The organism is Nonomuraea cavernae (assembly GCF_014646355.1).
Taxonomy (GTDB): domain Bacteria; phylum Actinomycetota; class Actinomycetes; order Streptosporangiales; family Streptosporangiaceae; genus Nonomuraea; species Nonomuraea cavernae.
Map to the genome: position 1 here is coordinate 627 of NZ_BMNH01000051.1, position 23992 is coordinate 24618.

General features: G+C 71.3%; 18 protein-coding genes. 12 read left to right on the top strand and 6 right to left on the bottom strand.

Going from position 1 to position 23992, the window contains the following annotated elements; genetic code table 11:
- The first annotated feature begins 9 nt into the window (after positions 1-9).
- The 3 genes from tnpA to IEY82_RS37965 all read left to right on the top strand — a co-directional run bounded on the left by tnpA (position 10) and on the right by IEY82_RS37965 (position 2255).
- The gene (tnpA, locus tag IEY82_RS37955) at positions 10-426 is read left to right on the top strand and encodes an IS200/IS605 family transposase (protein WP_189129135.1); all 417 of its coding nucleotides are present in this window, start codon (positions 10-12) and stop codon (positions 424-426) included.
- 274 nt (positions 427-700) lie between these two features.
- On the top strand, positions 701-1969 hold the full coding sequence (locus IEY82_RS37960) for a M15 family metallopeptidase domain-containing protein (RefSeq protein ID WP_189129136.1): 1269 nt from the start codon (positions 701-703) through the stop codon (positions 1967-1969).
- 73 nt (positions 1970-2042) lie between these two features.
- Complete coding sequence (locus IEY82_RS37965; protein WP_189129137.1) at positions 2043-2255, top strand: hypothetical protein; 213 nt, start codon at positions 2043-2045, stop codon at positions 2253-2255.
- Positions 2256-2285: 30 nt separating this feature from the next.
- Here the strand turns inward: IEY82_RS37965 and IEY82_RS37970 are convergent, their stop codons facing one another.
- Positions 2286-3017 (bottom strand): glycosyltransferase family 2 protein, encoded by a 732-nt coding sequence (locus IEY82_RS37970; RefSeq protein WP_189129138.1) that lies wholly within the window; start codon positions 3015-3017, stop codon positions 2286-2288.
- Between the two features lie 508 nt (positions 3018-3525).
- Here IEY82_RS37970 and IEY82_RS37975 point away from each other — a divergent pair.
- Positions 3526-4539 (top strand): fatty acid desaturase family protein, encoded by a 1014-nt coding sequence (locus tag IEY82_RS37975; protein WP_225264379.1) that lies wholly within the window; start codon positions 3526-3528, stop codon positions 4537-4539.
- 42 nt (positions 4540-4581) lie between these two features.
- Here the strand turns inward: IEY82_RS37975 and IEY82_RS37980 are convergent, their stop codons facing one another.
- Complete coding sequence (locus IEY82_RS37980; protein WP_189129139.1) at positions 4582-4794, bottom strand: hypothetical protein; 213 nt, start codon at positions 4792-4794, stop codon at positions 4582-4584.
- 53 nt (positions 4795-4847) lie between these two features.
- Here IEY82_RS37980 and IEY82_RS37985 point away from each other — a divergent pair, with 53 nt between their 5' ends.
- From IEY82_RS37985 to IEY82_RS38005, 5 genes are all read left to right on the top strand, one after another.
- Positions 4848-5993 carry a sensor histidine kinase gene (locus tag IEY82_RS37985; protein ID WP_225264381.1) on the top strand — a complete coding sequence of 382 codons (1146 nt, stop codon included), beginning with the start codon at positions 4848-4850 and terminating at the stop codon, positions 5991-5993.
- Complete coding sequence (locus tag IEY82_RS37990) at positions 5990-6658, top strand: response regulator (RefSeq protein ID WP_189129140.1); 669 nt, start codon at positions 5990-5992, stop codon at positions 6656-6658. The genes IEY82_RS37985 and IEY82_RS37990 overlap by 4 nt, the downstream gene beginning before the upstream one ends.
- Before the next feature lie 98 nt (positions 6659-6756).
- Complete coding sequence (locus IEY82_RS37995) at positions 6757-8007, top strand: cytochrome ubiquinol oxidase subunit I (RefSeq protein WP_189129141.1); 1251 nt, start codon at positions 6757-6759, stop codon at positions 8005-8007.
- A 9-nt stretch (positions 8008-8016) separates the two neighbouring features.
- Positions 8017-8757: a cytochrome d ubiquinol oxidase subunit II gene (locus tag IEY82_RS38000; protein WP_189129142.1), complete on the top strand. Its 741-nt coding sequence runs from the start codon at positions 8017-8019 to the stop codon at positions 8755-8757.
- A 65-nt stretch (positions 8758-8822) separates the two neighbouring features.
- Positions 8823-9215, top strand: coding sequence for a VOC family protein (locus IEY82_RS38005; RefSeq protein ID WP_189129151.1), 393 nt, complete (start codon positions 8823-8825; stop codon positions 9213-9215).
- Positions 9216-9303: 88 nt separating this feature from the next.
- On the opposite strand, the gene IEY82_RS38010 is transcribed toward IEY82_RS38005, so the two are convergent.
- Complete coding sequence (locus IEY82_RS38010) at positions 9304-11073, bottom strand: bifunctional metallophosphatase/5'-nucleotidase (RefSeq protein WP_189129143.1); 1770 nt, start codon at positions 11071-11073, stop codon at positions 9304-9306.
- 69 nt (positions 11074-11142) lie between these two features.
- Positions 11143-12807 carry an alpha-amylase family protein gene (locus IEY82_RS38015; RefSeq protein ID WP_189129144.1) on the bottom strand — a complete coding sequence of 555 codons (1665 nt, stop codon included), beginning with the start codon at positions 12805-12807 and terminating at the stop codon, positions 11143-11145.
- 191 nt (positions 12808-12998) lie between these two features.
- On the opposite strand from IEY82_RS38015, the gene IEY82_RS38020 reads away from it, so the two are divergent.
- From IEY82_RS38020 to IEY82_RS38030, 3 genes are all read left to right on the top strand, one after another.
- Positions 12999-14540, top strand: coding sequence for a M28 family metallopeptidase (locus tag IEY82_RS38020; protein ID WP_189129145.1), 1542 nt, complete (start codon positions 12999-13001; stop codon positions 14538-14540).
- Between the two features lie 246 nt (positions 14541-14786).
- Positions 14787-14987, top strand: a complete 201-nt coding sequence (locus IEY82_RS38025; RefSeq protein WP_189129146.1) for an EF-hand domain-containing protein — start codon at positions 14787-14789, stop codon at positions 14985-14987.
- Between the two features lie 63 nt (positions 14988-15050).
- Complete coding sequence (locus tag IEY82_RS38030; RefSeq protein ID WP_225264384.1) at positions 15051-16238, top strand: PucR family transcriptional regulator; 1188 nt, start codon at positions 15051-15053, stop codon at positions 16236-16238.
- Here IEY82_RS38030 and ccrA read toward each other — a convergent pair.
- Positions 16219-17511, bottom strand: coding sequence for a crotonyl-CoA carboxylase/reductase (gene ccrA / locus IEY82_RS38035; RefSeq protein ID WP_189129147.1), 1293 nt, complete (start codon positions 17509-17511; stop codon positions 16219-16221). The two genes, IEY82_RS38030 and ccrA, sit on opposite strands and share 20 nt — an antisense overlap.
- The gene (locus IEY82_RS38040) at positions 17508-23678 is read right to left on the bottom strand and encodes a type I polyketide synthase (protein ID WP_189129148.1); all 6171 of its coding nucleotides are present in this window, start codon (positions 23676-23678) and stop codon (positions 17508-17510) included. The genes ccrA and IEY82_RS38040 overlap by 4 nt, the downstream gene beginning before the upstream one ends.
- Positions 23679-23992 lie beyond the last annotated feature (314 nt).

Here is a 23992-nt window from a genome sequence, read left to right on the forward strand (position 1 = left end):
AGTTGGTTTATGGCCGAGTACGGTGACATCAGGACCGGAAGACACTGCCTTTTCGTGCTACACGCACATTTGGTTTTTGTGACGAAGTTCCGGCATCGGGTGTTCACCGACGCCCACCTGTCACGGATGGAGGAGATCATGCGGGACGTGTGCACCGACTTCGAGACCGACCTGGCCGAGTTCAACGGCGAAACCAATCACGTCCACCTGCTGGTGAACTTCCCGCCCAAGGTCGCTCTGTCCAAACTGGTCAACTCCCTCAAGGGCGTGTCCTCCCGCCGGATGCGCCAGGAATTCCCCGAACTCGCCGCGCACTACTACCGGGCGACCAAGCTCTGGTCCGGTTCCTACTTCGCCGGGTCGGTGGGCGGTGCTCCGATCACAGTCCTGCGTCAGTACATCGAGCAGCAGAACCGGCCCGTCTGAGCCGGCAGACGCCGGTTCGCCTGACGCCGAAACGGCTGTCCCTGCCCCGCTCCGCGGGACGGCCCGCTTCACCCCCGGCCTGAAGGCCGGAACACCACGGGCAATTCCGGTAGCGGCGACTCGCAATCGCAGTCGGCCATCAATCCGAACCGGTCCTCACCGCCGTTCGTATGCGCTGGATCGGGAGATTCAGTCACGTTGACAGCATCATCACGCTCCTCCACCCTTGTCCAGGGCGCTGGTTGTCACGAACCGGACGGCACGGAGGGCGCCGATGGCCGAGCAGCTGCTTTCCGACGTCGAGCACCGGGTGACCGAAGAGGCGTTCCGCCGGGGCGCCACGGTGGACGAGATCGTCGCGCTGCTGGTGAGCCGGCGCGTGGTCCCCACCGGCGCGGCCGGCCAGCTCGGCGGTGGAGTCCCGGTCGGCGACGCGGACGCCCGCACGGTCGCCGTCCTGCCGGCCCGCGATCCCGGCGCCCCGCTGCCCGATCCGCGCCCCGGCGTCGAGGCGGCGTACGCCACGCTCCTCGCGGAGACCGACGCCGAGTTCGCGACGCTGCCCGACCTGGCGCGACGGGGATTCCGGCCGCTGAAGGACGAGCCGTTCGGCAGCGATCTGGAGAAGTACCGGTTCATGCGGGCGGTCTACCACCGGGAGGGCTGGCGCTGCCCCCACACGGCGATCTTCGCGCACATCGTGCCCGCGACCTTCTTCGGACGCCCGGTGGCGGGCGGCGTGCACAGCACGATGCTGCCGCTGCTGGCGCGGGTCGAGGCGTTCGTGCGCCGGCTCAATCCGGCCGCGGCGCGGCAGATGAGCGGTGAGACCTTCAGCGTCGGCGGTTTCGTGCCGCGTCACGTCGCGGGCTCGGACGAACTCTCCAACCACGCATTCGGCCTGGCGCTGGACATCGATCCCGACTGGAATCCCATGCTCAAGGGAAACGTCGTGCTCGTGGCGTTCCGGCGGGCCACCGGCGTGGATTTCGGCCAATGGCTGTACGCGGCGAGTTCGGTGGACGCGCTGGCCGAGGTCTACAAACGGGTCGCCGCCGCCTCCGAACGGCTCAAGGTCTGGCTGCGGCGCCTGCTTCCCGCGTACCACGACGAGGAGATCATGCGCGCCGACCTGGACCGGGCGCTCAAGAAGGCGAGCACCAGAGCGGCGGCCCGCGCGAAGCTCAAGGAGCTCGACGAGCAGGTGAGCGGAGATCCCGACCGGGCCGCGCTGAAGGTGCTCGTCGACGCCTACGGGATCACCCGGGTGCGCGGGTGGGCCGACCACGGCGTCATCACCATCCCGGCTGCCGTGGTGCACGCCTGGGAGGGCGCGCACCCGCTCTGCCGCTGGGGCGGCAACTACCAGCACAGCAAGGACATGATGCATCTGGAGGTGCTGGCCCGCTCGGCGCTGTCCCGGGCGAGAACGGCACGCGTCCGGGATCTGGCGGATCTGGCCCGGGGCGAGCCGCCCGCGCGGCCGGCCTGCGCGCCGATCACCTGGTCTGACCAGGCCGTTCTGGGGGCGAACCGCCGATAAATCATCGAATGGTGGATTGAGTGCCACGTCAAGTGATGCAATGGGCCGAGCCGTATTCACCCGAGGAGACCCGTTGACAGACAACCTCGACCTGGCCGCGAGCGCCCAGCAGTTGGCGGACGCGGCGCCCGCGGGATCCCTTGACCGCGTGGCGGCGACCTCCGTCGCCATCACGCTGGCCACCACCCGCGACGCCGAACAGGCCCGCAAGACCCTCGACGGGCTCTCCCCCGACGACGTACGGCAGGCGGCGGTGACGTTGTTCGACCGGCTCTCGACCGGCTGACCCGCCCGGCCCGCCGACTGCGGGCCGTGGTCAGACCTGGTCGGCGGCCAGGACTGCGCGCAGGTCGGCGATGGTGCGCAGGGTGCCGCGGACGGTCCCGGTCACCTTGGCGCGGTTCGTCCGCGGCAGGTAGTCGACGTCCCTCTCCATGATCCGCCAGCCGGCGGTGGAGGCGCGCAGCACCATCTCCAGCGGATAGCCGAACCTGCGGTCGGCCAGCCCCAGCATGAGCAGCGCCCGGCGGCGACAGGCGCGCATCGGTCCGAGATCGCGCACCGGGGTCCCGGACGTCCTGCGCAGTTGCCAGGCCACCAGGGCGTTCCCCAACCGGGCGTGCGCCGGCCAGACGTGCTTCGCGGAGCCCGCGGAGCCCGCGGAGCCCGCGGCGCTCGCGAAGCCTCCGGATTCGGCGGAGGTCGGGCGGGCCGGGGCGCGCAACCGGCGACGGCCGAGGACCAGGTCGTACTCCCTTGCCAGCACGGGGTCCGCCACGCGGGGCAACTGGCGCGGATCCAGCGAGGCGTCCGGGTCCATGAAGCAGACCACCTCGGCCGTGGCCGCCAGCAGTCCCGCATGGCAGGCGGAGCCGAACCCTCGCCGCCGCTCCCGCACCACCGTCGCTCCGTACGACTCGGCGATCCGGGCGGAACCGTCGGTCGAGCCGTTGTCCACGACGATCGGCCGGTATCCGACCGGCATCCGCTCCAGCACCCACGGCAGTGTTTGGGCCTCGTTGAGGCAGGGCAGCACAACATCGATCATGATCAGACGGTAGATCCGGGCTTTCCGGCTAACCCTTACGAAGTCATGACGCGTCCCCCTAAATCCCCCAGGTCTGCCGTAATGAGCGCTGGACGCGCCGGGGCTGATCGACCGGCTGCGGGAGGCCGCGCGGGTGGCGCGACTTTGTCCATCCTTTTTTCCCATATGACCTGTTCGTCCAGGTAACTCCGCGTGGGCGGGTATCCTCCATCTGTGACAAGGACCTCGCCGACATCGGCGGGGTCGTCGAACGTCTCACGCACGTCAGTCCCGTCGGCCTGAAGCCGACGATCCATACGTTCGTCCTGTCTCACGCCCTGTGAGGCACCGCTGCCGGATCGCCGCCAGGCGCCGCCGGCCGCCTTCCCGGGACGGGGGCGGCGAAGCGGCGACATCCTGGTGCGAGGCGTAGGCCATCCCTTGGAGCGCCTACGCGATAGCGATCTTCCGTCCGCGCTGAGAATGCGCCAGTGTTGGTGTCAGTTTCCCCCGCGACAAAAGGAGTGCAGTGGCCGATCCAGTGACGATCGACACCAGGGGTAGTGATTTCGCTCAACTGGTCCGCAAGATCACCGAAGCGGGTCTGCTCGACCGGCGCCCGGTCTACTACACGGTCCGCATCTGCCTGGCCGCGGCCGCCTACCTCGGCGGTTGGGCGCTGTTCGTGTGGGTCGGCGACTCCTGGTGGCAACTGCTCGTCGCCGTGCTCATGGGCGTGATCTTCACCCAGTTCGGCTTCCTCGGACACGACCTGGGCCACCGCCAGGTCTTCAGGACCCGCCGGCCGAGCGACAACCTGGGCCTGGTGGTGGGCAACCTGTGCATCGGGCTCGGCTGGGGCTGGTGGAACACCAAGCACAACCGGCACCACGCCAACCCCAACCACGAGGACCACGACCCCGACGTCTCTCCCGCGGTGATCGTCTGGTCGACCGACCAGGCGCGGAGAAGCAATGGTCTGCCCCGGTTCATCGCCAAGTGGCAGGCGTTCTGGTTCTTCCCGCTGCTCACGCTGGAGGGGTGGCACCTGCACGTGGCCAGCTTCAAGTCGCTGGCCAATCCCTCGATGAAGCGCCGCCGCCTGGAGGGGGCCATGCTGGTCGCGCACGTCGTGGCCTACCTCGCGCTGGTCTTCACCGTGCTGCCCGTGGGCCTGGGCGTGTTGTTCCTGCTGGTGCACCAGGGGGTCTTCGGCCTCTACCTGGGCTCCACCTTCGCGCCCAACCACAAGGGGATGCCGATCCTCACCAAGGACGACAAGCTCGACTTCCTCCGCAAGCAGGTGCTGACCTCGCGCAACGTCAAGGGCGGCCACGTCCTCGACGTGGCGCTGGGCCAGCTCAACTACCAGATCGAGCACCACCTGTTTCCCAACATGCCGGCGCCCAACCTGCGCAAGGCGCAACCGATCGTCCAGCGTTACTGCGAGGAGATCGGCGTCAGCTACCTGGAGACAGGGCTGTTCGACTCGTACGGCCAGGCGCTGCGACACCTGCACGAGGTCGGCGCGCCGCTCCGCTGAATCGTCGCGTCGAGGGTGTGCCACGGCAGCCCTCGGCGCGCTTCAACTCCGCTGGAGCCGCTGCCGGAGATCGGCGCGGCGGCGTTCCAGGTCGGCGATCAGTTCTTCGCGCTCGTCGGCCATGGCGATCATCGCGCCGATCTCGATCTGATCGGTGGCTCCCATGTCGCCGATCTGCTCGCGCAGTTCCCTGTTCTCGGCACGCAACCTGGCAAGGTCCTCTTCCACCTGCAGAAGTTCGTCCTCAGTGCTCATCTCTCCGCTTTACCCAGCTTCGGGCCCGCCGCACGCGCGTGGAGAATGGGCGCATGCCGAGGATGTCGTCCAGCACGGTCGTGTCGCTCGTGGTGGTCGCCATCGCGCTCGTGGGCACGTTCCTCACGCCCCTGATCTGGCCGGGTGACGCGCGACCCGGCCCGCTCGACGTCGTGCTGCCGCTGGCGGCGGCCGGCGGCACGTTGCTGCGCACGCGGCAGCCCGTCGCGGCGCTGGTCATCGTGACGGCGTCGGTGGTCGTCTACTACCCCTTGGCCGCCTTCGACGGGCCGCTCATCATCCTGCCGTTCGTCGTGCTGTTCACCGCCGCCGACCGGGGGCACCTCGTCGCCGCCATCTCCACGGGGGCGGCCGCGCTGCTGGCCATGGGGCTCGGCGAGACGGGCGACGTCAGGCACGTCGATGACAGCGTGTTCCTGCTGATCACGGGCTGGGTCGTGGCGGCCATCGCGTTCGGCGGCGTCACCCGCAACCGGCGTGCCTACCTCCATGAGGCCGAGCGGCGGGCGGCCGACGCCGAGCACGGCAGGGAGGAGGAGGCCCGGCGGCGGGCCGGCGAGGAGCGGCTGCGCATCGCCAGGGAGCTGCACGACGTGCTCGGCCACAACATCTCCCTGATCAACGTGCAGGCGTCCGCGGCGCTGCACGGGCTGAAGAGGCGTCCGGAGGACGCCGAGGCGGCGCTGCGCACGATCAAGGAGACGAGCAGGGAGACGCTGCGCGAGCTGCGCACCACGCTCGGGGTGCTGCGCCAGGTGGACGAGGACGCGCCGGTCGCGCCCGCCGACAGCCTGGCCCGGGTGGACGAGCTGGTCGCGGCGACGGGGCTGACCGTGCGCACCGAGCTGACCGGGCCGCTGGACGAGCTGCCCACCGAGGTCGACCTGGCCGCCGCCCGGATCATCCGCGAGGCGCTGACGAACGTCTCCCGGCATTCCGGAGTCTCCACCGCCACGCTCGCCATAACCAACGAGTCCGGACATATTGTGATCCGCGTGGAAGATGATGGGCCGGGCGCCGCGTACACCGAGGGCAGCGGATTCGGATTACAGGGGATGCGCGAGCGCGCCGCCGCGCTGGGCGGCACGCTGGAGGCCGGCCCCCGGCCGGAGGGTGGCTACCGCGTCGTCGCCGACCTCCCCCTGAACGGGGCCCCGCACCCGAAGGAAGCCCGATGATCCGCGTGGTGCTGGCCGATGACCAACGTCTCGTACGGGCCGGGTTCCGGTCCATCCTGAGCGACGAGGACGACATCGAGGTGGTGGCCGAGGCCGCCAACGGCCTGGAGGCGGTGGCCGGGGCCCGCGAGCTGCGACCCGACGTGGTGCTGATGGACATCCGGATGCCCGAGCTCGACGGCCTGGAGGCGACCCGGCGGATCGTCGCCGACCCCCGGCTCGACGGCGTCAGAGTGATCATCCTGACCACCTTCGACCTCGACGACTACGTCTACGGCGCCCTCCGGGCGGGCGCCAGCGGGTTCCTGGTCAAGGACACCGAGCCGGCCGAGCTGATCCACGCGGTCCGGGTGGTGGCCAGGGGCGACGCGCTGATCGCGCCCTCGGTCACCCGGCGGCTCATCGCGGAGTTCGCCGCCCGGGTCAAGCGTCCCGAGCCCGGGCCCGAGCTCCACTCACTGACCGAACGCGAGCGCGAGGTCATGACGCTGGTCGCGGGCGGACTGACCAACGACGAGATCGCGGCCCGGCTGGTGGTCAGCCCGGCCACGGCGAAGACGCACGTCAGCCGGATCATGACCAAGCTCGGCGCGCGTGACAGGGCCCAGGTCGTGGTGCTCGCCTACGAGGCCGGGATGATCACCCCTGGGTGGCTTACACCCTGAGTCGTACGGGCCGGGGGCGCAGTGATCCCCAGGATGTACGGCAGAGAGCATCCCCTGGTCCGACGCGGCGGCGGGAGCCGTACGGACATGATCTGCGCATGGAAACCGTGGACCTCGCCCGCCTGCAGTTCGCGCTCACCGCGGGCGCGCACTTCCTGTTCGTGGCGCTGACGCTCGGGCTGGCGACGCTGGTGGCGTTGATCCAGACCTGGGCGACCGTCACCGGCAGTCCGGTGCACCTGCGGATGACCAGGTTCTGGGGGCAGCTCTACGTCATCAACTACGCGATGGGCATCGTCACCGGCCTCGTGATGGAGTTCCAGCTGGCGCTGTCGTGGAGCGGGCTGACCGAGTACGCGGGCAGTGTGTTCGGCTCGGCGCTGGCGCTGGAGACGCTGGTGGCGTTCTTCATCGAGTCCACCTTCCTGGGCCTGTGGATCTTCGGCTGGGGCCGGCTCAACCGGTGGGTCCACCTGGCGGTGATCTGGGTGGTCACGCTGACGGCCTACGCCTCGGCGTTCTGGGTGCTGGTGGCCAACGGGTTCCTGCAGAACCCGGTGGGTCACGAGCTGGTCGACGGCACGCTGCGGCTCACCGACCTGGGCGCGATGGTGGCCAATCCGGCCGCGCGGGTCGCCTTCTACCACGTGCTCGGCGGCGCGATGACGACGGCCGCGTTCGTCATGGCCGGCGTGAGCGCCTACCACCTGCGCCGGCGCACCGCCGAGCACGAGCTGTTCCGCAAGTCGCTGCGCGTCGGCGTCGGCCTGGCGCTGCCGGCGACGCTGTTCACCGCGGCGATCGGCGGCATCGGCTTCGAGACGCTCCAACCGGCCAAGGCCGCCGCCTGGGCGGGCGACACCGAACGCCTGGCCAGGATGCAGGCGGAGATGGTGGCCGCGCACGGCCCCGGCGACTACCTGCCGCCCGTGGGCTGGGTGCAGGGTGGCGCGATCACCATGCTGGCGGCGTTCGCGATCATGTTCTTCATCGCGGGGCCGAGTCTGCTGCTCATGCTGATCCGTCCTGCCGTCCGGGGGTTCCGGCTCTGGCACTGGCTGCTGACCGCGATGATCCCGCTGCCGTTCGTCGCGATGCTGGGCGGCTGGATCTTCCGCGAGATGGGCCGCCAGCCGTGGACCGTCTACCGCCTGCTGACCACGGCCGACGCGATGTCGCCGGTGACGGGCGCGCAGATGGGGTTCTCGTTCGCGGCGTTCGTCACGGTGTTCGCCGTGCTGGTCTCGGTCAACTACTGGTTGCTGGCCAGGGCCGCCCGGCGCGGGCCCGAGGCCGTGACGCTGGGCGACCGGCCGGTCGAGGCCCCCTCCCCCGTCCTGACCTTCTGAGGAGCCGTCATGGAGATCTTCATCCTGGCCTTCTTCGCGCTCGGCTACCTCGTGCTGGCCGGAGCCGACATCGGCGTCGGCATGCTGCTGCCCTACCTCGGCCGCTCGGGGGCCGAGCGGCGGGTGGTGATCGCCGCGATCGCGCCGTTCTTCCTCGGCAACGAGGTGTGGCTGGTGGCGACCGGTGGCGTGCTCGCCGGGCTCTTCCCCGAGCTCGAAAGCGAGCTGATCACCGGCCACTACAGCCTGGTCGTGGTGCTGTTGATGTCCTGGGTGATCCGCGACACGGGGCTGTGGCTGCGCGGGCGGCTGCCGGACACGGGATGGCAGCGCTGGTGCGACGGCGCGGTGGTGGCCGGCAGCTGGGGGCTGGCGCTGAGCTGGGGCCTGCTGCTCGGCCAGGTGCTGACCGGCATCGACGGGCCGCTCGCGGTGCTGCCCGCGCTGGTGGTGGCCGCCCTGTTCGCGGCGCACGGGCTGGCCTTCGCCGCGCTGCGGCTGCGCGGCGAGCCGCACCGGAGGGCGTCCATGCTGTCCGGGGGCGCGGGCGAGGCCCGCACCTTCGCGCTGACCGCTACGGCGTTCGCGGTGGTCGGCGTGCTGGTGGGCCTGCGCCTGCCGTTGTCGGCCGGCACGGCGGGCGCGGTGCTGGTGCCGGTGATCCTCGCGCTGATCCCGCTGCTGGTGGCCGCCCAGGCGTGGGTCTGGTGGACGTTCCGCCACCGCGTCACGGGCCCGTCCTACTTATAAGGGAGTGAACGGGCCTGTCCGCTTACTAGGGAATGAACAGGCCTGTCCGGATGCTGTCCTGGCACATGACGGTACGTGAGCTGAGACTGGTCGTGACGGCCGAGGACTACGAGCAGGCGCTGGAGTTCTACCGCGACACGCTCGGGCTGCCCGAGCAGGGCGCCTTCGCCTCCCCCGACGGCGGCCGGGTGACGATCCTGCAGGCGGGGCGGGCGACGCTGGAGATCACCGATCCCCCCAACGCCGCCTACATCGACGAGGTCGAGGTGGGCCGCCGGGTGGCCGGGCACATCCGGGTGGCGTTCGAGGTGGACGACTCGGTCGAGGCGACGGCCCGGCTGGCGGAGGCGGGCGCCACGGTGATCGCCGAGCCGACCCGCACCCCGTGGAACTCACTCAACTCCCGCCTGGAAGGGCCGGCCGGGTTGCAGCTCACGCTCTTCGAGGAGCTGGGCTGACCGGGCTCACTGAGGAGCCGGGGTGGCCGGGGCTCACTGAGGAGCCGGGGTGACCGGGCGCGGCTGACGGCACCCGGCCACCTGCCGGTCAGAACAACGGCGCGCCGTCGCGGACGAGACGCCAGTTCGCGACGGCGAAGTCGGCGGGGTCGATCGTGCCCTTCGCCGTCGCGTGCTCGATGAGCGCCTGGCGGATCTCCACCTGCGCGTTGTAGAGCACCGGGGCGCCGGTGACGTGCGGGAACCCGCCGCCGCCCGACTGCCGGTAGTTGTTGATCGCGACCACGAACTCCTTGTCGGCCGGCACCGGGGCCCCCTCGTAGCCGAGGTTGACGATGCGCTGTCCCACGGGCTTGGCCACGTCGATGTCGTAGGAGACGCCCGAGAGCTGGTCGTAGTTGTAGTCGGGGGTGTTGCCGGCGTTGGTCAGCCTGGACACGTCGACGGGGTCGCCGGGGGCCAGCTGGTTGAAGTACTTGGCGGAGTACTCCAGGTAGTCCTTGAGCTGCGCCCCGGTCAGCTTGATCGCCAGCAGCGTGTTGTCGTACACGTAGAGGCCGGCCACGTCGCGCACCCGGATGTCGCCGGCCGGGAAGACGGCCGAGCGGCTGAACGGCGCGGCGATCGACAGCACCGGCAGTTGGTTGTCCGGCAGCGCCTGCTTGACGGTCTCGATCTGCACCTGCTGGATGTAGTCGAGGATCGGGGTGTCCTTGTACGGCGACTCGGTGGCCGAGAGCTGCTGGGCCGACTGGGCGACGACCGTGTTGACGTACTTGACGGTCGTGTCGTGCTGCGGCTTGAGCAGGTTGACGATCTTCGGGTCCTCGGCGACGGTGTTGGTGTTGAGCGTCGTGGCGGACTTGCCGGTGACGCTCCACTTGCCGCGCTTCTTGGCCAGCTCGAAGTCGATGACGCTGAGCCGCTGGCCCCACTTGCCCGGCTCGGTCAGCAGCACCTGCTGCCCGGTGACCTTGTTGGTGACGAAGCGCTGGCTGACCTCGTTGTGCGCGTGGCCGAAGAGCACCGCGTCGATGCCGGGCACCTGCTCGGCGACCAGCGCGGAGGCGTTCTCGATCGGCAGGTCGGCGCCGTAGGAGGACATGCCGTTGTCGCCGGCGTGCGCGGTCACCACGACCACATCGGCGCCCTGCCGCCTGATGACGGGCACCCACTGCCGGGCCGACTCCACCAGGTCGGTGAAGCGCAGCCTGCCCTCGACGTTGGCCTTGTCCCAGATGGCCACACCCGGGTTCGTCAGCCCGAGCACGCCCACCCTGACCGGCTTCTCGCCCTTGACCTTCATGGTCTTGATCACGAACGGCAGGTAGGCGGGCCGCCCCGAGGCGGCGTGGACGGCGTTGGCGCCGAGCACGGGCGCCTTCATCTGGCGCACCCAGGTGGCCAGCAGGGGCAGACCGTAGTTGAACTCGTGGTTGCCGAGGGTCACGGCGTCGTACCCGATGGCGTTCATGGCCTCGGCCATCGGGTGGAGCCGGCCGGTCCGGGTGATCGGCTCGACCTTGGCGTAGTAGTACGCCAGCGGCGTGCCCTGGATCGTGTCACCCGAGTCGAACAGCAGCGTGCGGTCCGCCCCTCGCTCCGCGCGCACCTTGTTGACCAGCGACGACACCTTGGCCAGGCCGACGGAGTTGCCCGCGCTGTCGGCGTAGGCGGCGTCCTTGTAGTAGTCCCAGTTGACGGCGTTGCTGTGGATGTCCGACGTGCCCATCACGGTGACGGTGACGGTCCTGTCGCCCCCGGCCCTGTCCGCTGCGACGGCATGGGCGGCCGGGCCGACCAGCGCCAGCACGGTCAGCGCCGCGACTCCGGGCAGAGCGAGCTTCTTGGTCTGCATGGGCCGCACGGTAACCGCGGCACATTACCCAGTGATTACGATTTGCCCGGTATGTCGGCGGCTATCCGGCTACGGGGTGCTGGACTTGACCGAGGAGTCCTCGGGGGCGATCTCCGGCTCCGAGGCGCGCAACCAGCGGCAGCCGTGCGGGGCGAGGGGCAGGTGAACGACGCCGCGGTTCGAGACCTCCGTCGTGCCGTCCACGAGGAGATCGGTGAGCAGGCAGTTCTCCAGGCCGTCGAGCTTCAGGTCCACGTCCTGGGCCGTGTCGCTCAGGTTGTGCAGCACCACCACCGTCGCGCCGTCCGCGTCGCAGCGGTGGGCCAGCACCGCCGCGTTGCCCGTGTCCAGCACGGTGTGCTCGCCCCACGCCAGCTCGGGGCACTCCCGGTAACGCTCGATGAGCAGCTGGAACCAGCGCAGCAGCGAGTCGGTGTCGCGCTTCTGGTCCGCCACGTTCACCCGGTCGGGCGCGTACGCTCCGCCGGTCATCTCGCGGTCCGGCTCGGTCATGCTGAAACCGCCGTCGCCGGACCACTGCATGGGCACGCGCACCGCCATGCGCCCCTCGGCGTCGAGGTTCTCGCCCATGCCGATCTCCTCACCGTAGAAGAGCACCGGGGTGCCGGGCATGGAGAAGAGCAGGCTGTAGGCCATCTTGATGCGCCGCAGGTCGCCGCCCATCATGGTCGGCAGCCGCCGGCGCAGGCCGCGGCCGAAGATCTGCATGTCCTTCTCGGGGCCGAACGCCTCGAAGACCTCCTGGCGCTCCTCCTCGCTCAGCTTGTCCAGCGTGAGCTCGTCGTGGTTGCGCAGGAACACCGCCCACTGGCAGTCCTTCGGCGCCTTCGGCCGCTCCCGCAGCGCGGAGGCGAGCGGCTCGGCCTCGCCCCTGGCCAGCGACAGCCAGGCGCGCTGCATGGCGATGAAGTCGAAGCACATGCTGAGCTGGTCGCCGAGCCCGTTGCCGAAGTACTCGACGAGCTGGTCGTACGGCAGGTTGACCTCGCCGAGCAGCACCGAGCCGCCCTGCCGCCTGGTCATGAAGGCCCGCAGGTCGGCCAGGAAGTCGTGCGGGTCGCCGAGCTTCGGCTGGACGTTCTCGATGAGGAACGGCACGGCGTCCACCCGGAACCCCGACAGCCCGAGCTCCATCCAGAACCCGAGGATCCGGGTGATCTCGTCGCGCACCGCCGGGTTGCCCACGTTGAGGTCGGGCTGGTGGCGGTAGAAGCTGTGCAGGTAGTACTGCCGGGTCTTCTTGTCCCACTCCCAGACGCTGTCCTCCTTGTCGGGGAAGACCATCTCCTCCGGGTCGGGCTCGGGCTTGTCCGACCAGACGTACCAGTCGCGGAACGGCGAGTCCTTGCCGGACCGCGCGTCCACGAACCACGGATGCTGGTCGGAGGTGTGGTTGACGACGAGGTCGGCGATGACCCGTAGCCCCCGGTCGTGCGCGGTCCGCATGAACTCCACGAAGTCGCCCAGCGTGCCCAGTCTCGGGTCGATGCTGTAGAAGTCGGTGATGTCATAGCCGTCGTCACGGTTGGGGGTCGGGAAGAACGGCATCAGCCAGAGACACGTCACCCCGAGCCCGGCCAGATAGTCGATCTGCTGCGTCAGCCCTCGGAAATCACCGATGCCGTCGCCGTTGCCGTCCTTGTAGGTCTCCACGTCGAGGCAGTAGATGACGGCGTTCTTCCACCACAGATCAGAGGTATAGGTCAATCGCATGGCCCGCCCGCTACCCCCTTGCGGCGCGGGCATGCGGCCCTTACCGATCACCTGCGGGTTCGTGTGACATGTTCTGAGTCCGTGACGGAACAGATACATCCGCCATCTCCCCAATAACGGGATTAATCAATACGTTCAGGAGACGCGCGCATCTTCGACCCGGGTCCCCCAACGTTTCCGAGGAGCAATTCATGCGTTCCCGCTTACGTAAGGGCATGATCGGCGCGGTCGTCACCGCCGTCGCGCTGTCCTCCGTCGCCTTCGCCGGCCCGGCCAGCGCCCACCCCGGCAAGGACGCCGTCGGCAAACTGGTCAAGGCCGTCTCCGGCAAGCACGTCAAGCAGCATCTGCGGGCCTTCCAGGCGATCGCCAACGCCAACAACGGGACGCGCGTGTCCGGCACCCCCGGTTTCGACGCCTCCCGCGACTACGTGGCCAAGAAGCTGCGCAAGGCCGGTTACAACGTGACCATCCAGCCGTTCGAGTTCCAGTTCGAGGGGTACGTCACGCCGCCGGTCCTGGAACGAACCAGCCCGGCTCCCAAGGCGTACACCTACGGGTTCTTCAGCGACTACGTGGCCATGGGCGACTCTCCCGCCGGCTCGGCGACCGGCACGATCCAGGCCGTCGACCTCGTGCTGCCGCCCGGCCCGGCCAACAGCTCGACCTCCGGCTGTGAGGCGACCGACTTCGCCGGGTTCGTCCCTGGCAACGTCGCCCTCATGCAGCGCGGCACCTGCAACTTCCGCGTCAAGGTGGACAACGCCATGGCCGCGGGCGCCGCCGGCGCCATCATCTTCAACGAGGGCCAGGAGGGCCGTACCGAGGTCGACCTCAACCCGGTCCTCGGCGGCCCCGGTGTGACGATCCCGTCCTTCTTCACCAGCTTCGCCGTCGGCCAGGAGCTGGCCGCCACCGCGGGCACCACGGTCAAGATGAACTGGGACCCGATCTCCGAGGTCAGGACCACCTACAACGTGATCGCCCAGACGAAGAAGGGCGACCCGGCCAACGTGGTCATGGTCGGCGCGCACCTCGACGGCGTCCAGGAGGGGCCGGGCATCAACGACAACGGCTCGGGCAGCGCCGGCATCTTGGAGGTCGCGCTCCAGTTCGCCAAGACCAAGCCGAAGAACCAGGTGCGCTTCGCCTTCTGGGGCGCCGAGGAGTTCGGCCTGCTCGGCTCCGAGCACTACGTGAGCACGCTGACGGAGGAGGAGCGGGCCAAGATCGCGCTCTACCTCAACTTCGACATGATCGCCTCGCCCAACTACACCTTCGGCATCTACGACGGCGACGGCGACGCCTTCGGCACCGCGGGGCCCGAGGGCTCGGCGAAGATCGAGGAGGACTTCGAGAAGTTCTTCGCCGGCCGCGGCCTGCCCTTCACCGCGACCGCGTTCACCGGCCGCTCCGACTACGGACCGTTCATCGCCGCCGGCATCCCGGCGGGCGGCCTGTTCACCGGGGCCGAGCAGCTCAAGACCGCCGAGGAGGCCGCCATCTTCGGTGGCACGGCGGGCATCCCGCTCGACCCCTGCTACCACAGCGCCTGCGACGACATCCGCAACATCAGCGACAAGGCGCTGGACGTGAACTCCGACGCGATCGCGACCCTGGTGGCCACCTACGCCGCCGACACCGGCGGCATCGGCGCCGCCACCGCGTCCGCCCCGTCCTCGGCCCGCGCCTCGACCGCACGGGGCCACGCCCCGGCCGAAGCGCTGAGCTGACCCGCCCCTCCGGCGCCCGCACCTCCCGGTGCGGGCGCCTCCGCGTGTACGTCCTCCCAGGTGATGCGGCCATCAGCCATCCGAGGACCGCGGAGTTCGATGAGTTCATTCGAGCCCCGAGAAGGCTTATCCAGCGGTTGAGATTGGCGTTGGGGTGATATGAGGCGACAACTCGGGGCATTCAACAACCCACTTCGTCACCCGGCCACTAAGGTCTGACCGACACGGATCTCCCAGGAGGACCCCATGAGCGACTACACGATCACCTTCGACCTGATCGACGCCGACAAGGACGGCCGCATCTCGGCCGACGAGCTGGTCCGGCTGATGGAGGTCCTCGGGCAGCCGATCACGCTGGAGGCGGCGCAGGCCGGGGTGGAGAGGCTCGACCAGGACGGCGACGGGCTGATCGACGTGAAAGAGTTCGGCGCCTTTCTCCAGAAGTGACAAAACAAGCACTTGCTATGCAAATCTTCTGTCGCCTAAGTCACAATGGCGGCAGGAGGGACGATGGCCAACAAGAGTGACACCAGCGACACCCGGACAACCGCGGAATTCGTGAAGACGCTCAGGGCCGGCATCGGCCGGGTCTCCGAAGAGGTGATCGAGGAGATCCAGGCCCGCATCCCCGAGTACGCCCGGCCATCCGACGAGATCTACATCAAGGTGGTCAGGCACGCCGTCGAGCAGGCCGTCGTCGGCTTCCTCGACCACATCGAGAACCCCGAGGCGCCCTGGGACCCCGAGCCGTTCCGCGCGATCGGCCGGGGCGAGGCCGCCGAAGGGCGCAACATGGAGCCCCTGCAGACCGCGATGCGGCTCGGCGCCCGAGTGGGCTGGCGGCGGCTGACCGAGCTCGCCGAGCCGCTCGGGCTGTCGCCGCAGTCCCTGTACGACCTGGGCGAGGCCATCTTCGTCTACCTCGACCAGCTCGCGGACGCGGCGGCGGAGGGCTTCGACGAGGCCAGGGCGCACGCGGCGGGCGAGGTCGAGCGTCGCCGGGGCCGGCTGCTCGACCTGCTGCTCAGCCGCCCGCCCGCGAGCCCGGAGGCCATCGCCGACCTGGCCAAGGCCGCAGGCTGGCGGCTGCCGAAGACCGTCGCCTGCGTGGCCCTCGGCGACCAGCACGGCGCCTACCGCGCTCCGGTCCTGCCGCCCGACGTGCTGACCGGCCTCGACCGGCCCACCCCGTGCCTGCTGGTGCCCGACCCGAACGGCCCCGGCCAGGGTCAGCTGCTGGACACCGCGCTGCGCGGGCACCGGGCCGCCATCGGCCCCGCCGTGTCCCTGACCGCCGCCGCCGCCTCGCTGCGGTGGGCCGGCGAGGCGCTGGAGCTGTCACGGCGCGGCGTGCTGCCGCGCGGCCTGCTCCGCTGCGCCGACCACATGGCCACGCTGGTCGTGTTCAAGGACGAGGAGCTGGTCAACACCCTGGCCGAGGCCCGGCTGGCGCCGCTCGCGCACCTGCGGCCGGGCCAGCAGGACCGCCTGGCCGAGACGCTGCTGGCCTGGCTGCGTCACGGCAGGGGCGCGGGCGAGGTCGCGGCGCGCCTGCACGTGCACCCGCAGACCGTCCGCTACCGCCTGCGCCAGCTGGAGGAGCTCTACGGCGACCAGCTCGCCGACCCCGACATCCGCTTCGAGCTGGAGATCGCGCTGCGCGCCCGGCAGGCGCTGCTCACGAGCGAAAGAGCCTGAGCCGGTCCTCGCCGACCCGCTCGCGCAGCGCGTGGTCCTCGACGCCGAGGTCGGGCTCCGGCGCGAGCGCGAGCACGCCGACCTTGCCCACGTGCCGGTTGACCTGTACGGCCCGCGTCGCCTCGGCGGCCCCGGTCAACGGGTAGACGGCCGAGAGCGTGGGATGGACCATGCCGAGCGAGATGAGCCGGTTGACCTCGTGGCATTCCTGGTAGTTCGCCCCGTGGGAGCCGATGACGCGCTTGAGCTTCATCCACAGGTGCCGGTTGTCGTACGTGTGCGCGTACCCGCTGGAGGAGCCGCAGGTCACCACGGACCCGCCGCGCCGGGCCACGTAGACCGACGCGCCGAACGTCTCCCTGCCGGTGTGCTCGAACACGATCGCCGGGTCCTCGCCCACGAGCCGCCTGACCTCGGCGCCGAGCCTGCGCCAGCCCTTCTCGTCGCTCAGGTCGTCGAACTGCGAGCGGTCGATGACGTGCGGGCACCCCATCCGGCCGAGCAGCTCGGCCTTCTCCGGCGAGCCGACGATGCCGACCGGGATGCCGCCGCCGTTCCTGACGAGCTGCACGCCGTAGCCGCCGAGCCCGCCCGCCGCGCCCCACAGCAGCACCACGTCGCCCTGCTTCATCCGCGCGCCGCGCTCGCCCACCAGCATCCGGTAGGCGGTCGACGCGCACAGCAGGTTGCACGCCGCCTCCTCCCAGCTCAGATGCCTCGGCTTGGGCAGCAGCTGGGTCGCCTTGACCACCGCGAACTCGGCCAGCCCGCCGAAATTGGTCTCGAAGCCCCACGCGCGCAGGTCGGCCGCCAGCATCCCGTCGTGCTGGGCGATCGGGTCCTCCCCGTCGATGTACGCCGGGCTGGTCACCACCCGATCGCCGATCCGCCAGTGGCGTACGGCCGCGCCGACCCTGACCACGACCCCGGAGGCGTCGGAGCCGAGGACGTGCGTGGACAGGTCGTGCCGGGGGTCGGTGCGCCCGAACCGCTCCAGGAACGCGAACGTCGGGACCGGCTCGAACATCGCCGACCAGACCGTGTTGTAGTTGATCGCGCTGGCCATCACGGCCACCAGCACCTCGTCGGGTGCCAGCTCGGGCATCGGCACCTGGCCGACGTGCATCGACCTGCGGACGTCCTTGTCCTCGTCGCCGTCGAACATGCCGACCTCGTCCTTGCGGAGGTAGGCCGCGTTGTAGGTGGACGGCACCTCCAGGCGGGCCAGCTCGTCGGGCTCCGCACCCGCCACCACGGCCTGTGCCAGCGTCATAGCAATCCCTTCAAATGCTCGGCGATGACCTCTACGTACGGGGGATCGAGCAGGTTGAGGTGGTGCGATCCGGGGATCTCGACGATCTCCAGCCCACTGCTGCAGGCCGCGAAGCCCCTGGCCGGGTCGTCCTGGTGGGCGTATCGGGTGTCCTCCACCGCCCAGGGTGTGGGTTCGGTCGAGCGGTAGAGGACGACCCTGCCCTGGTACGGCCCCGGCCGGTAACGCTCGATGGCCCGGGTGTCCTCGTGGGAGGTGATCTGGTGGCGCAGGATGGCGGGGCTCAGCTGGTCGAGCACGCCCGACGCGGCGATGCGCGCCTCGACCAGGGCGAGCCGGCCAGGGTCGTCCAGGGCGCGCAGCTCGGCCGGCTCCAGCCGCACGTCCACGCCGTAGGTCTCACCCAGATAGCCCGAAAAATCGATATATCGCTGGGCATCCAGCTCGCGCCGCGTCTGCTCGTCGACCCGGTCCGGCAGCCCCGAGTCGATCATCGCCACCAGCTCCACGCCGCCGAGCCGCCGAGCGATCTCGAACGCCAGGATCCCCCCGAACGACCACCCCCCGATCCGGTACGGCCCCGCGCAGGTCTCCCGGATGGCCTCGGCGTAGCGGTCCGCCCGCCCGGCCACGTCCAGCCGGCCCGCCCCGTCGAACCGTTCGAGCCCCAGCACCGGAACCTGCAGCCGGTCGGCCAGCAGGCTGTAGACGCCGGTCGTGCCACCGGCCGGATGCGCCAGGAACAGCGGCCTGCCCGGCTTCCCGGTCAGCCGCCGGATCAGGCCACGCCCGGCCTCACCCTCCTCGACCTCCCGAACCGCGTCCGCGATCTCAGCGGCGCTGACCCCGTCCGGGCCGCCCACCCCGCCCCGCCGCGCTCCCACCGGACCGGCGTCCGCCTCGCGACCGATCGACGGTCCCGCGCTGCCGGCCACACCCGCCGGACCGGAGCCCGCGTCACCGCCCGGCGTGATCGGCCTGCCGAGCTCGTTGGCGAGCCGGTCAAGGGCCATGGCCAGCACCTGCGGTTCCACCGGCTCGGTGACCGACGGCTCGCGGCCGAGCAGGCCCGCCAGCACCCGGACGACCTGCCGCTCCGCCGCGTCCCTCGGCTCGACTCGGGGCGGCCGGGCGGCTGAGGACGCGGTGGGTGACACGTCCGATGACGTGGCCCGCGACGCGGCCGGTGACACGTCCGAGCTCTGAGCACGGCCGGCCGAGATGTTCGCGGGCGGCTCCGGGCCGGGGGCCGTGGTCAGGTCGAGTGCCGTGGTCAGGTCGAGTGCCGTGGTCAGGTCGAGCTCGGCGGCCACCGCCGAGGCCAGGGCGCCCAGGGTGGCGCCGTTCAACAGGGGCGCGGCGGGGATCACGACGCCGAAGTCGTACTCGACGGTGCCGCGCAGCCGGGTCGCGGCGAGCGAGTCCAGCCCCAGTTCGGTCAGGACGGTGCCCGCACCGAGCAGGGCAGGCTCCACGCCGAGCACGGCGGCGGCCCGTTCGCGTACCTTGCCGGTGATGACGCGCACCGCCTCGTCCGGGGCGAGCTCCGCGAGCTCCGCGAGCTCCGCGAGGTCGCCCGCGACCCGTGGGCCCACGTCGGCCAGGTCGGCGACCTCCGAGAAGTACGGCATGCGGGCGATGCCCGGGAACACCCTGGCCGCCATCGCGGCGTCCAGTCTGACCACGCCCGCCGACAGGTCCCGCTGGATCAGCGCCTCCAGCGCCTCGACGCCCTCGGCAGGAGTCAGCGGCCCGACGGCGGGCATCGCGGCGGCCCCCGCCCACGTCCCCCAGTTGATGGAGATGGCGGGCAACCCTCTGGACCTGCGCAGGGCGCAGAGCGCGTCCAGCCAGGCGTTGGCGGTGGCGTAGGCGGCCTGGCCGGGCGAGCCGAGCAGCGCGGCGGCCGAGGAGAAGGCGACCCACCAGTCCAGGTCCAGCTCCTCGGTGGCCTGGTGCAGCCGGAGCCCGCCGCGCGCCTTCGCCGCCCACACCCGGTCGAGACTGTCGCGATCGAGGTCGGCAGCCAGCCGGTCGTCGAGAACCCCCGCGGCGTGGATGACGCCGCGCAGCCGCAGCCCGCCCTCGGTGGCGGCGGCGACCAGCCGCTCGGCCGTGCCGGGCTCGGCGAGGTCGCCGACGACCACCCGCACCCCCTCCGGCACCTCGGCCCGCGCCGAACGTCCGTTGACCACGACCCGCGTCGCGCCGCGCTCGACCAGCCAGCGGGCGGCGATCAGCCCGAGCCGGCCGTACCCGCCGGTGATCAGGTACGCGCCCTCGCCGACGACCGGCACCGCCTGGGCGGGCGGCAGCGCCGTCCTCCGCAGCCGGGCCGCGTGGCGCGCCCCCGCGCGCCAGGCCACCTCGTCGTCGGCCGAGTCGTGCGCCAACTCCCGGGGCAGCGCGCCGAGATCGTCCACGTCCAGCAGCGTCACCCGGCTTTCCGGATGCTCGAACGCCAGCACCCTCACCAGCCCGCGCAGCGCCGCCCCACCCGGATCCCCTGGCTCCCCGGCGGCCACCGCCTGGGCCCGCTCGGTCACGATCGTGAGCCTGCCCCCTTGAACGGCGAGTCTCGCCACATCCAGGACGTACCGCTGCGCGGCCTCAGGATCGAGGCCCCTGGGCACCAGCACGATCCCGTGCCCGCCCTCCCGCGCCTCGAAGGACGCCTGAGGGCTCCGCGTCGCGGAGAAGTCCCGCCTGACGGAGAGGCCCGGCGTCTCTGGGAGGTCCAGCATCCTGCGGAGGCGGGGCGCTCGCGGATCGCCCTGCTCGGCGATCAGCCACGTGGCCGATGGCGCGGCCGTGCCGCCCTCCTGCGGCGCGGGGACCCACACGCGCTGGACCAGCTTGCTCTCCAGACAGACGGGAACGGCCGCGGCCTCTCGCACCTCTATGCCCTCGAACTCCCCGGACGTCGTGACCCGCCCCACCCTCTCCAGCACCCCGGTGCGGCCGACGATCCCGTACGGTCCGGTGCCCACGGGGATGAGACAGGCGGTGCCGACGACGGTCCAGACGCCGGCCGCGTTCTTCGCCGTGAGCTCGATCCTGGTGCCCGTCAGCGTGACGGTGACGCGAGCGGGCAGCGGCAGCAGCGCGTGCAGGGTCACGTCGTGGAGTTCGGTCTCGCCGTGCACCTCTCGGGCGGCGGCGTGCGCGAGCCGGGCCACGGCGGCGAGGGGCAGCACGGGGTGGCCGTCGCGGTGCCAGTCCTGCGCGGGCAGCCGCCAGGGCGCGTCGGCGAGGTCGTCGAGCGTGGTCGTCCAGGCGTGCCCGGCGGCGGTCTCGACGTGCGCGCCGAGCAGCCGGTGACCGGAAGGACGCCGGTGCGGGGCGACCCAGTGCCGGGTGTGCCGCCACCCCGGACGCGGCACGTCCACGACGCGGCCCCGCGTCCTGGGGGTGACGACGGCGGCCACGGCGGCGAGTTGCGCGTGGAAGGCGTCGTCGTGGCCGCGTTCCAGCGAGTGCGTGACCAGGACGGCCCCTCCGGACGTCGTGAGGGTGTCGTGCAGGGGCTGGGCCAGGACCGGGTGCGGGCTGATCTCGGTGAAGACGGTGAAACCGTCCTCCTGGGCGGCCCGGACAGCCTGCGTGAGACGGACCGGGCGGCGAACGCCGGCGGCCCAGTAGGCGGCCTCGAAGGCGGGCTGCTCGCGGGGGTCGTCGAAGACGGTGGAGTAGTACGGCAGACGCGCCTTACCGGGCGTGATGGCGGCGAGCTCGTCCCTGATCAGCGGGAGGAGGGGTTTGACCTGGGGCGAATGTCCGGCCCCGGCGGTGGTGAGGGTCCGGGCGAACACCCCACGGTCGGTCAGCTCGGCCGTGTACGCCGCCACCCGCTCGGGATCGCCCGTGACCACGGTCTGCCTCGGTGAGGTGTGCACGGCCACGTGCAGGTCGCCGGGCACCTCGCAGGCGGGCACACCCACCACGGCCATCGCGCCGCCACCGCCCAGGGTGCCCAGGAGACGGGCGCGGCGGCAGCTGACCCGTACCCCGTCGTGCGGATCCAGCGCGCCCGCGACCACGGCGGCGGCCACCTCGCCCATGGAGTGGCCGATCACGGCGGCGGGCTCGACGCCGTAGGCGCGCCAGAGCCTGGCCAGGGCCACCTGGACGGCGAAGATCACCGGCTGGACGGTCGCCACGTCGACCGGGTCGGGGGCGTGGACGTCGATCCCGGCCTCGGCCATGAGCAGGGGTGCCAGCTCGTCGATCGCCTGCCGGTAGGGCGGCTCCCGGTCGTAGAGGCGACGGCCCATGGCCGGCCACTGCGAGCCGTACCCGCTGAACACCCACACCGGCCCCTTCGCCCCCGGCGGGACGGTGGTGGGGGTGACGTCCCGGAGCGCGGCGGCGAGTTCTTCCGGTGTCCCGGCCACCACGGCGGCGGCCGACCGGCCCCGGCCCGCCCGCCGGGCGAGCGTGTGGGCCACGTCGCCCAGGTCGCCCAGGGCGGGCAGGCCGGGCAGGTCCGGGCAGCGGCTCGCGAGCGTCCGGGCGTACTCTCGGACGCGGTCCGCGGTGGTGTCAGTGAGGACGAACACCCGTTTCGCCGGCCCGTCGCCCGGCGCGACGTCCTCCGGCCCCTCCGGAGCGGTGTCGAGGACGACGTGGGCGTTGGTGCCGCCGAACCCGAAGGAGGAGACCCCGGCGCGGGCCGGGTGACGCGGCCAGCGGGTCGGGGTGGTGACGACCTGGAGAGCGTCCCAGGGAATGTGCGGGTTGGGCTGCCGGAAGTGGAGGCTCGGCGGGATCACGCCGTGGTGCAGCGCGAGCACGGTCTTGATCAGCCCGGCGATCCCCGCGGCCGCCTCCAGATGGCCGAGATTGGTCTTGGCGGAGCCCAGGAGCACCGGGCCGGGTAAGGCGGCGGCGATGGCGCGGGCCTCGATGGGGTCGCCTAGGTAGGTGCCGGTGCCGTGCGCCTCGATGTAGTCGGGGCCGCGGTCCAGCTCGGCGTAGACCTCGCGCAGCAGCGACTCCTGTGCCCGCGGGCTGGGGGCGACCAGGCCGTTGGAGCGGCCGTCCTGGTTGACGCCCGTCGCCTGGATCACGGCCAGCACCCGGTCGCCGTCGCGCCGGGCGTCCGTGAGGCGCTTCAGCACGACCACGCCGCACCCCTCGGCGCGCGCCATCCCGTCGGCCGAGGCGTCGAACGCCTTGCACCGCCCGTCCGGCGCCGTCCCTCCGCCCCGGTCGAAGGCCACCGTGACCAGCGGCGACAGCAGCAGGTTGACCCCGGCGGCGAGCGCCAGGTCGCACTCCCCCGACCGCAGGGCCCTGACCGCGAGGTGGGTGGCGACGAGCGAGGACGAGCAGGCGGTGTCCACCGCCATGGACGGTCCGCGCAGGTCGAGCAGGTAGGACAGCCGGTTCGCGGCGATGCTGAGGGCGGCGCCCGTCGCGGTCCAGGCGTCCACGCCGGACAGGTCGGCGCTGGTCAGGTAGGCGTACTCGGCGGCCGAGATGCCGACGAACGCGCCGGTGCGGCTGCCGGCCAGCGACCTGGGCGCGATGCCGCCGTGCTCCAGCGCCTCCCACGCCGTCTCCAGGAGCAGGCGCTGCTGCGGGTCCATCACCGCCGCCTCGCCTGGCGCGATGCCGAAGAACGCGGCGTCGAACCCGGCCACGTCGCCGAGGAACCCGCCGTGCCTGGTCGTCGCGGCCAGCACCTCCTCGGTACGCGCCGAGCCGTCGTCGAACGCCTCCCAGCGGCCCGCCGGCACCTCGCCGACCGCGTCGCGTCCGTCGAGCAGCAGCTCCCAGTACGCCTCGGGCCCGTGCGCTCCCGGCAACCGGCAGCCCACGCCCACCACGGCGACGGGCTCATCGCGTGGCGCCCGCTCGCCCCGGCCTCCGGCCTTGGCGGGAGAAGTCCGGCCGTCGGCTCCCTGGCCCTCGGCTTCGACCGCCACGGGCTCAGGGGCTGCGAGCGCGCGGGCCAGACCGGTGACCGTGGGGTGCTCCCACACCAGCGTCGGGGCCAGCTCACGTCCCAGCAGCTCGGCCAGCTCGCCCGCGATCGCCACCGCGTCCCGCGAGGACAGGCCGTACTCCTCCAGCGGCCGGTCCGGATCAACCTGCTCGGCGCAGCGGAGCCCGATCCGTTCCAGGAGGAAGTGGCGGATCTCGCCTTCGCCGAGTGCGTTCACGAGCGCTCCCTGAGGCTGGATGGTCGGCCAACATACCCAGACATTCCAGGCCGGGGGCAGGTCCGTACCGAACATTCCTCGGGAGCGATTTGTCACGTGGGTGATAACCCCGGCTCACGTTTCACTCCCCAGGCGGCTCAGCGCCCGCATGGCATCTCCGAGCCCTGCGAGGGGAGCTGGTCTCGTCAGCTTCTCGGCCGTGAACGACCAAGCTTGCAGCTCCTCGCCGTCGGTGGCTTCGACGGTCTGGTCCGCGTCAGGCAGCGTGACTCACTGCCCAGCCCGTCTCACCGCGTGCGGCGATGTTGCGGGCT

Excerpts from the sequence above, each read along its gene's own strand:
- IEY82_RS38025 (WP_189129146.1), top strand. The coding sequence starts at position 14,787 with ATGAGCGACTACACGATCACCTTCGACCTGATCGACGCCGACAAGGAC.
- ccrA (WP_189129147.1), bottom strand. The coding sequence starts at position 17,511 with ATGACGCTGGCACAGGCCGTGGTGGCGGGTGCGGAGCCCGACGAGCTG.
- IEY82_RS38010 (WP_189129143.1), bottom strand. The coding sequence starts at position 11,073 with ATGCAGACCAAGAAGCTCGCTCTGCCCGGAGTCGCGGCGCTGACCGTG.
- IEY82_RS38005 (WP_189129151.1), top strand. The coding sequence starts at position 8,823 with ATGACGGTACGTGAGCTGAGACTGGTCGTGACGGCCGAGGACTACGAG.
- IEY82_RS38030 (WP_225264384.1), top strand. The coding sequence starts at position 15,051 with ATGGCCAACAAGAGTGACACCAGCGACACCCGGACAACCGCGGAATTC.
- IEY82_RS38000 (WP_189129142.1), top strand. The coding sequence starts at position 8,017 with ATGGAGATCTTCATCCTGGCCTTCTTCGCGCTCGGCTACCTCGTGCTG.
- IEY82_RS38020 (WP_189129145.1), top strand. The coding sequence starts at position 12,999 with ATGCGTTCCCGCTTACGTAAGGGCATGATCGGCGCGGTCGTCACCGCC.
- IEY82_RS37995 (WP_189129141.1), top strand. The coding sequence starts at position 6,757 with ATGGAAACCGTGGACCTCGCCCGCCTGCAGTTCGCGCTCACCGCGGGC.
- tnpA (WP_189129135.1), top strand. The coding sequence starts at position 10 with ATGGCCGAGTACGGTGACATCAGGACCGGAAGACACTGCCTTTTCGTG.
- IEY82_RS37970 (WP_189129138.1), bottom strand. The coding sequence starts at position 3,017 with ATGATCGATGTTGTGCTGCCCTGCCTCAACGAGGCCCAAACACTGCCG.
- IEY82_RS37990 (WP_189129140.1), top strand. The coding sequence starts at position 5,990 with ATGATCCGCGTGGTGCTGGCCGATGACCAACGTCTCGTACGGGCCGGG.
- IEY82_RS37980 (WP_189129139.1), bottom strand. The coding sequence starts at position 4,794 with ATGAGCACTGAGGACGAACTTCTGCAGGTGGAAGAGGACCTTGCCAGG.
- IEY82_RS37985 (WP_225264381.1), top strand. The coding sequence starts at position 4,848 with ATGCCGAGGATGTCGTCCAGCACGGTCGTGTCGCTCGTGGTGGTCGCC.
- IEY82_RS37960 (WP_189129136.1), top strand. The coding sequence starts at position 701 with ATGGCCGAGCAGCTGCTTTCCGACGTCGAGCACCGGGTGACCGAAGAG.
- IEY82_RS38015 (WP_189129144.1), bottom strand. The coding sequence starts at position 12,807 with ATGCGATTGACCTATACCTCTGATCTGTGGTGGAAGAACGCCGTCATC.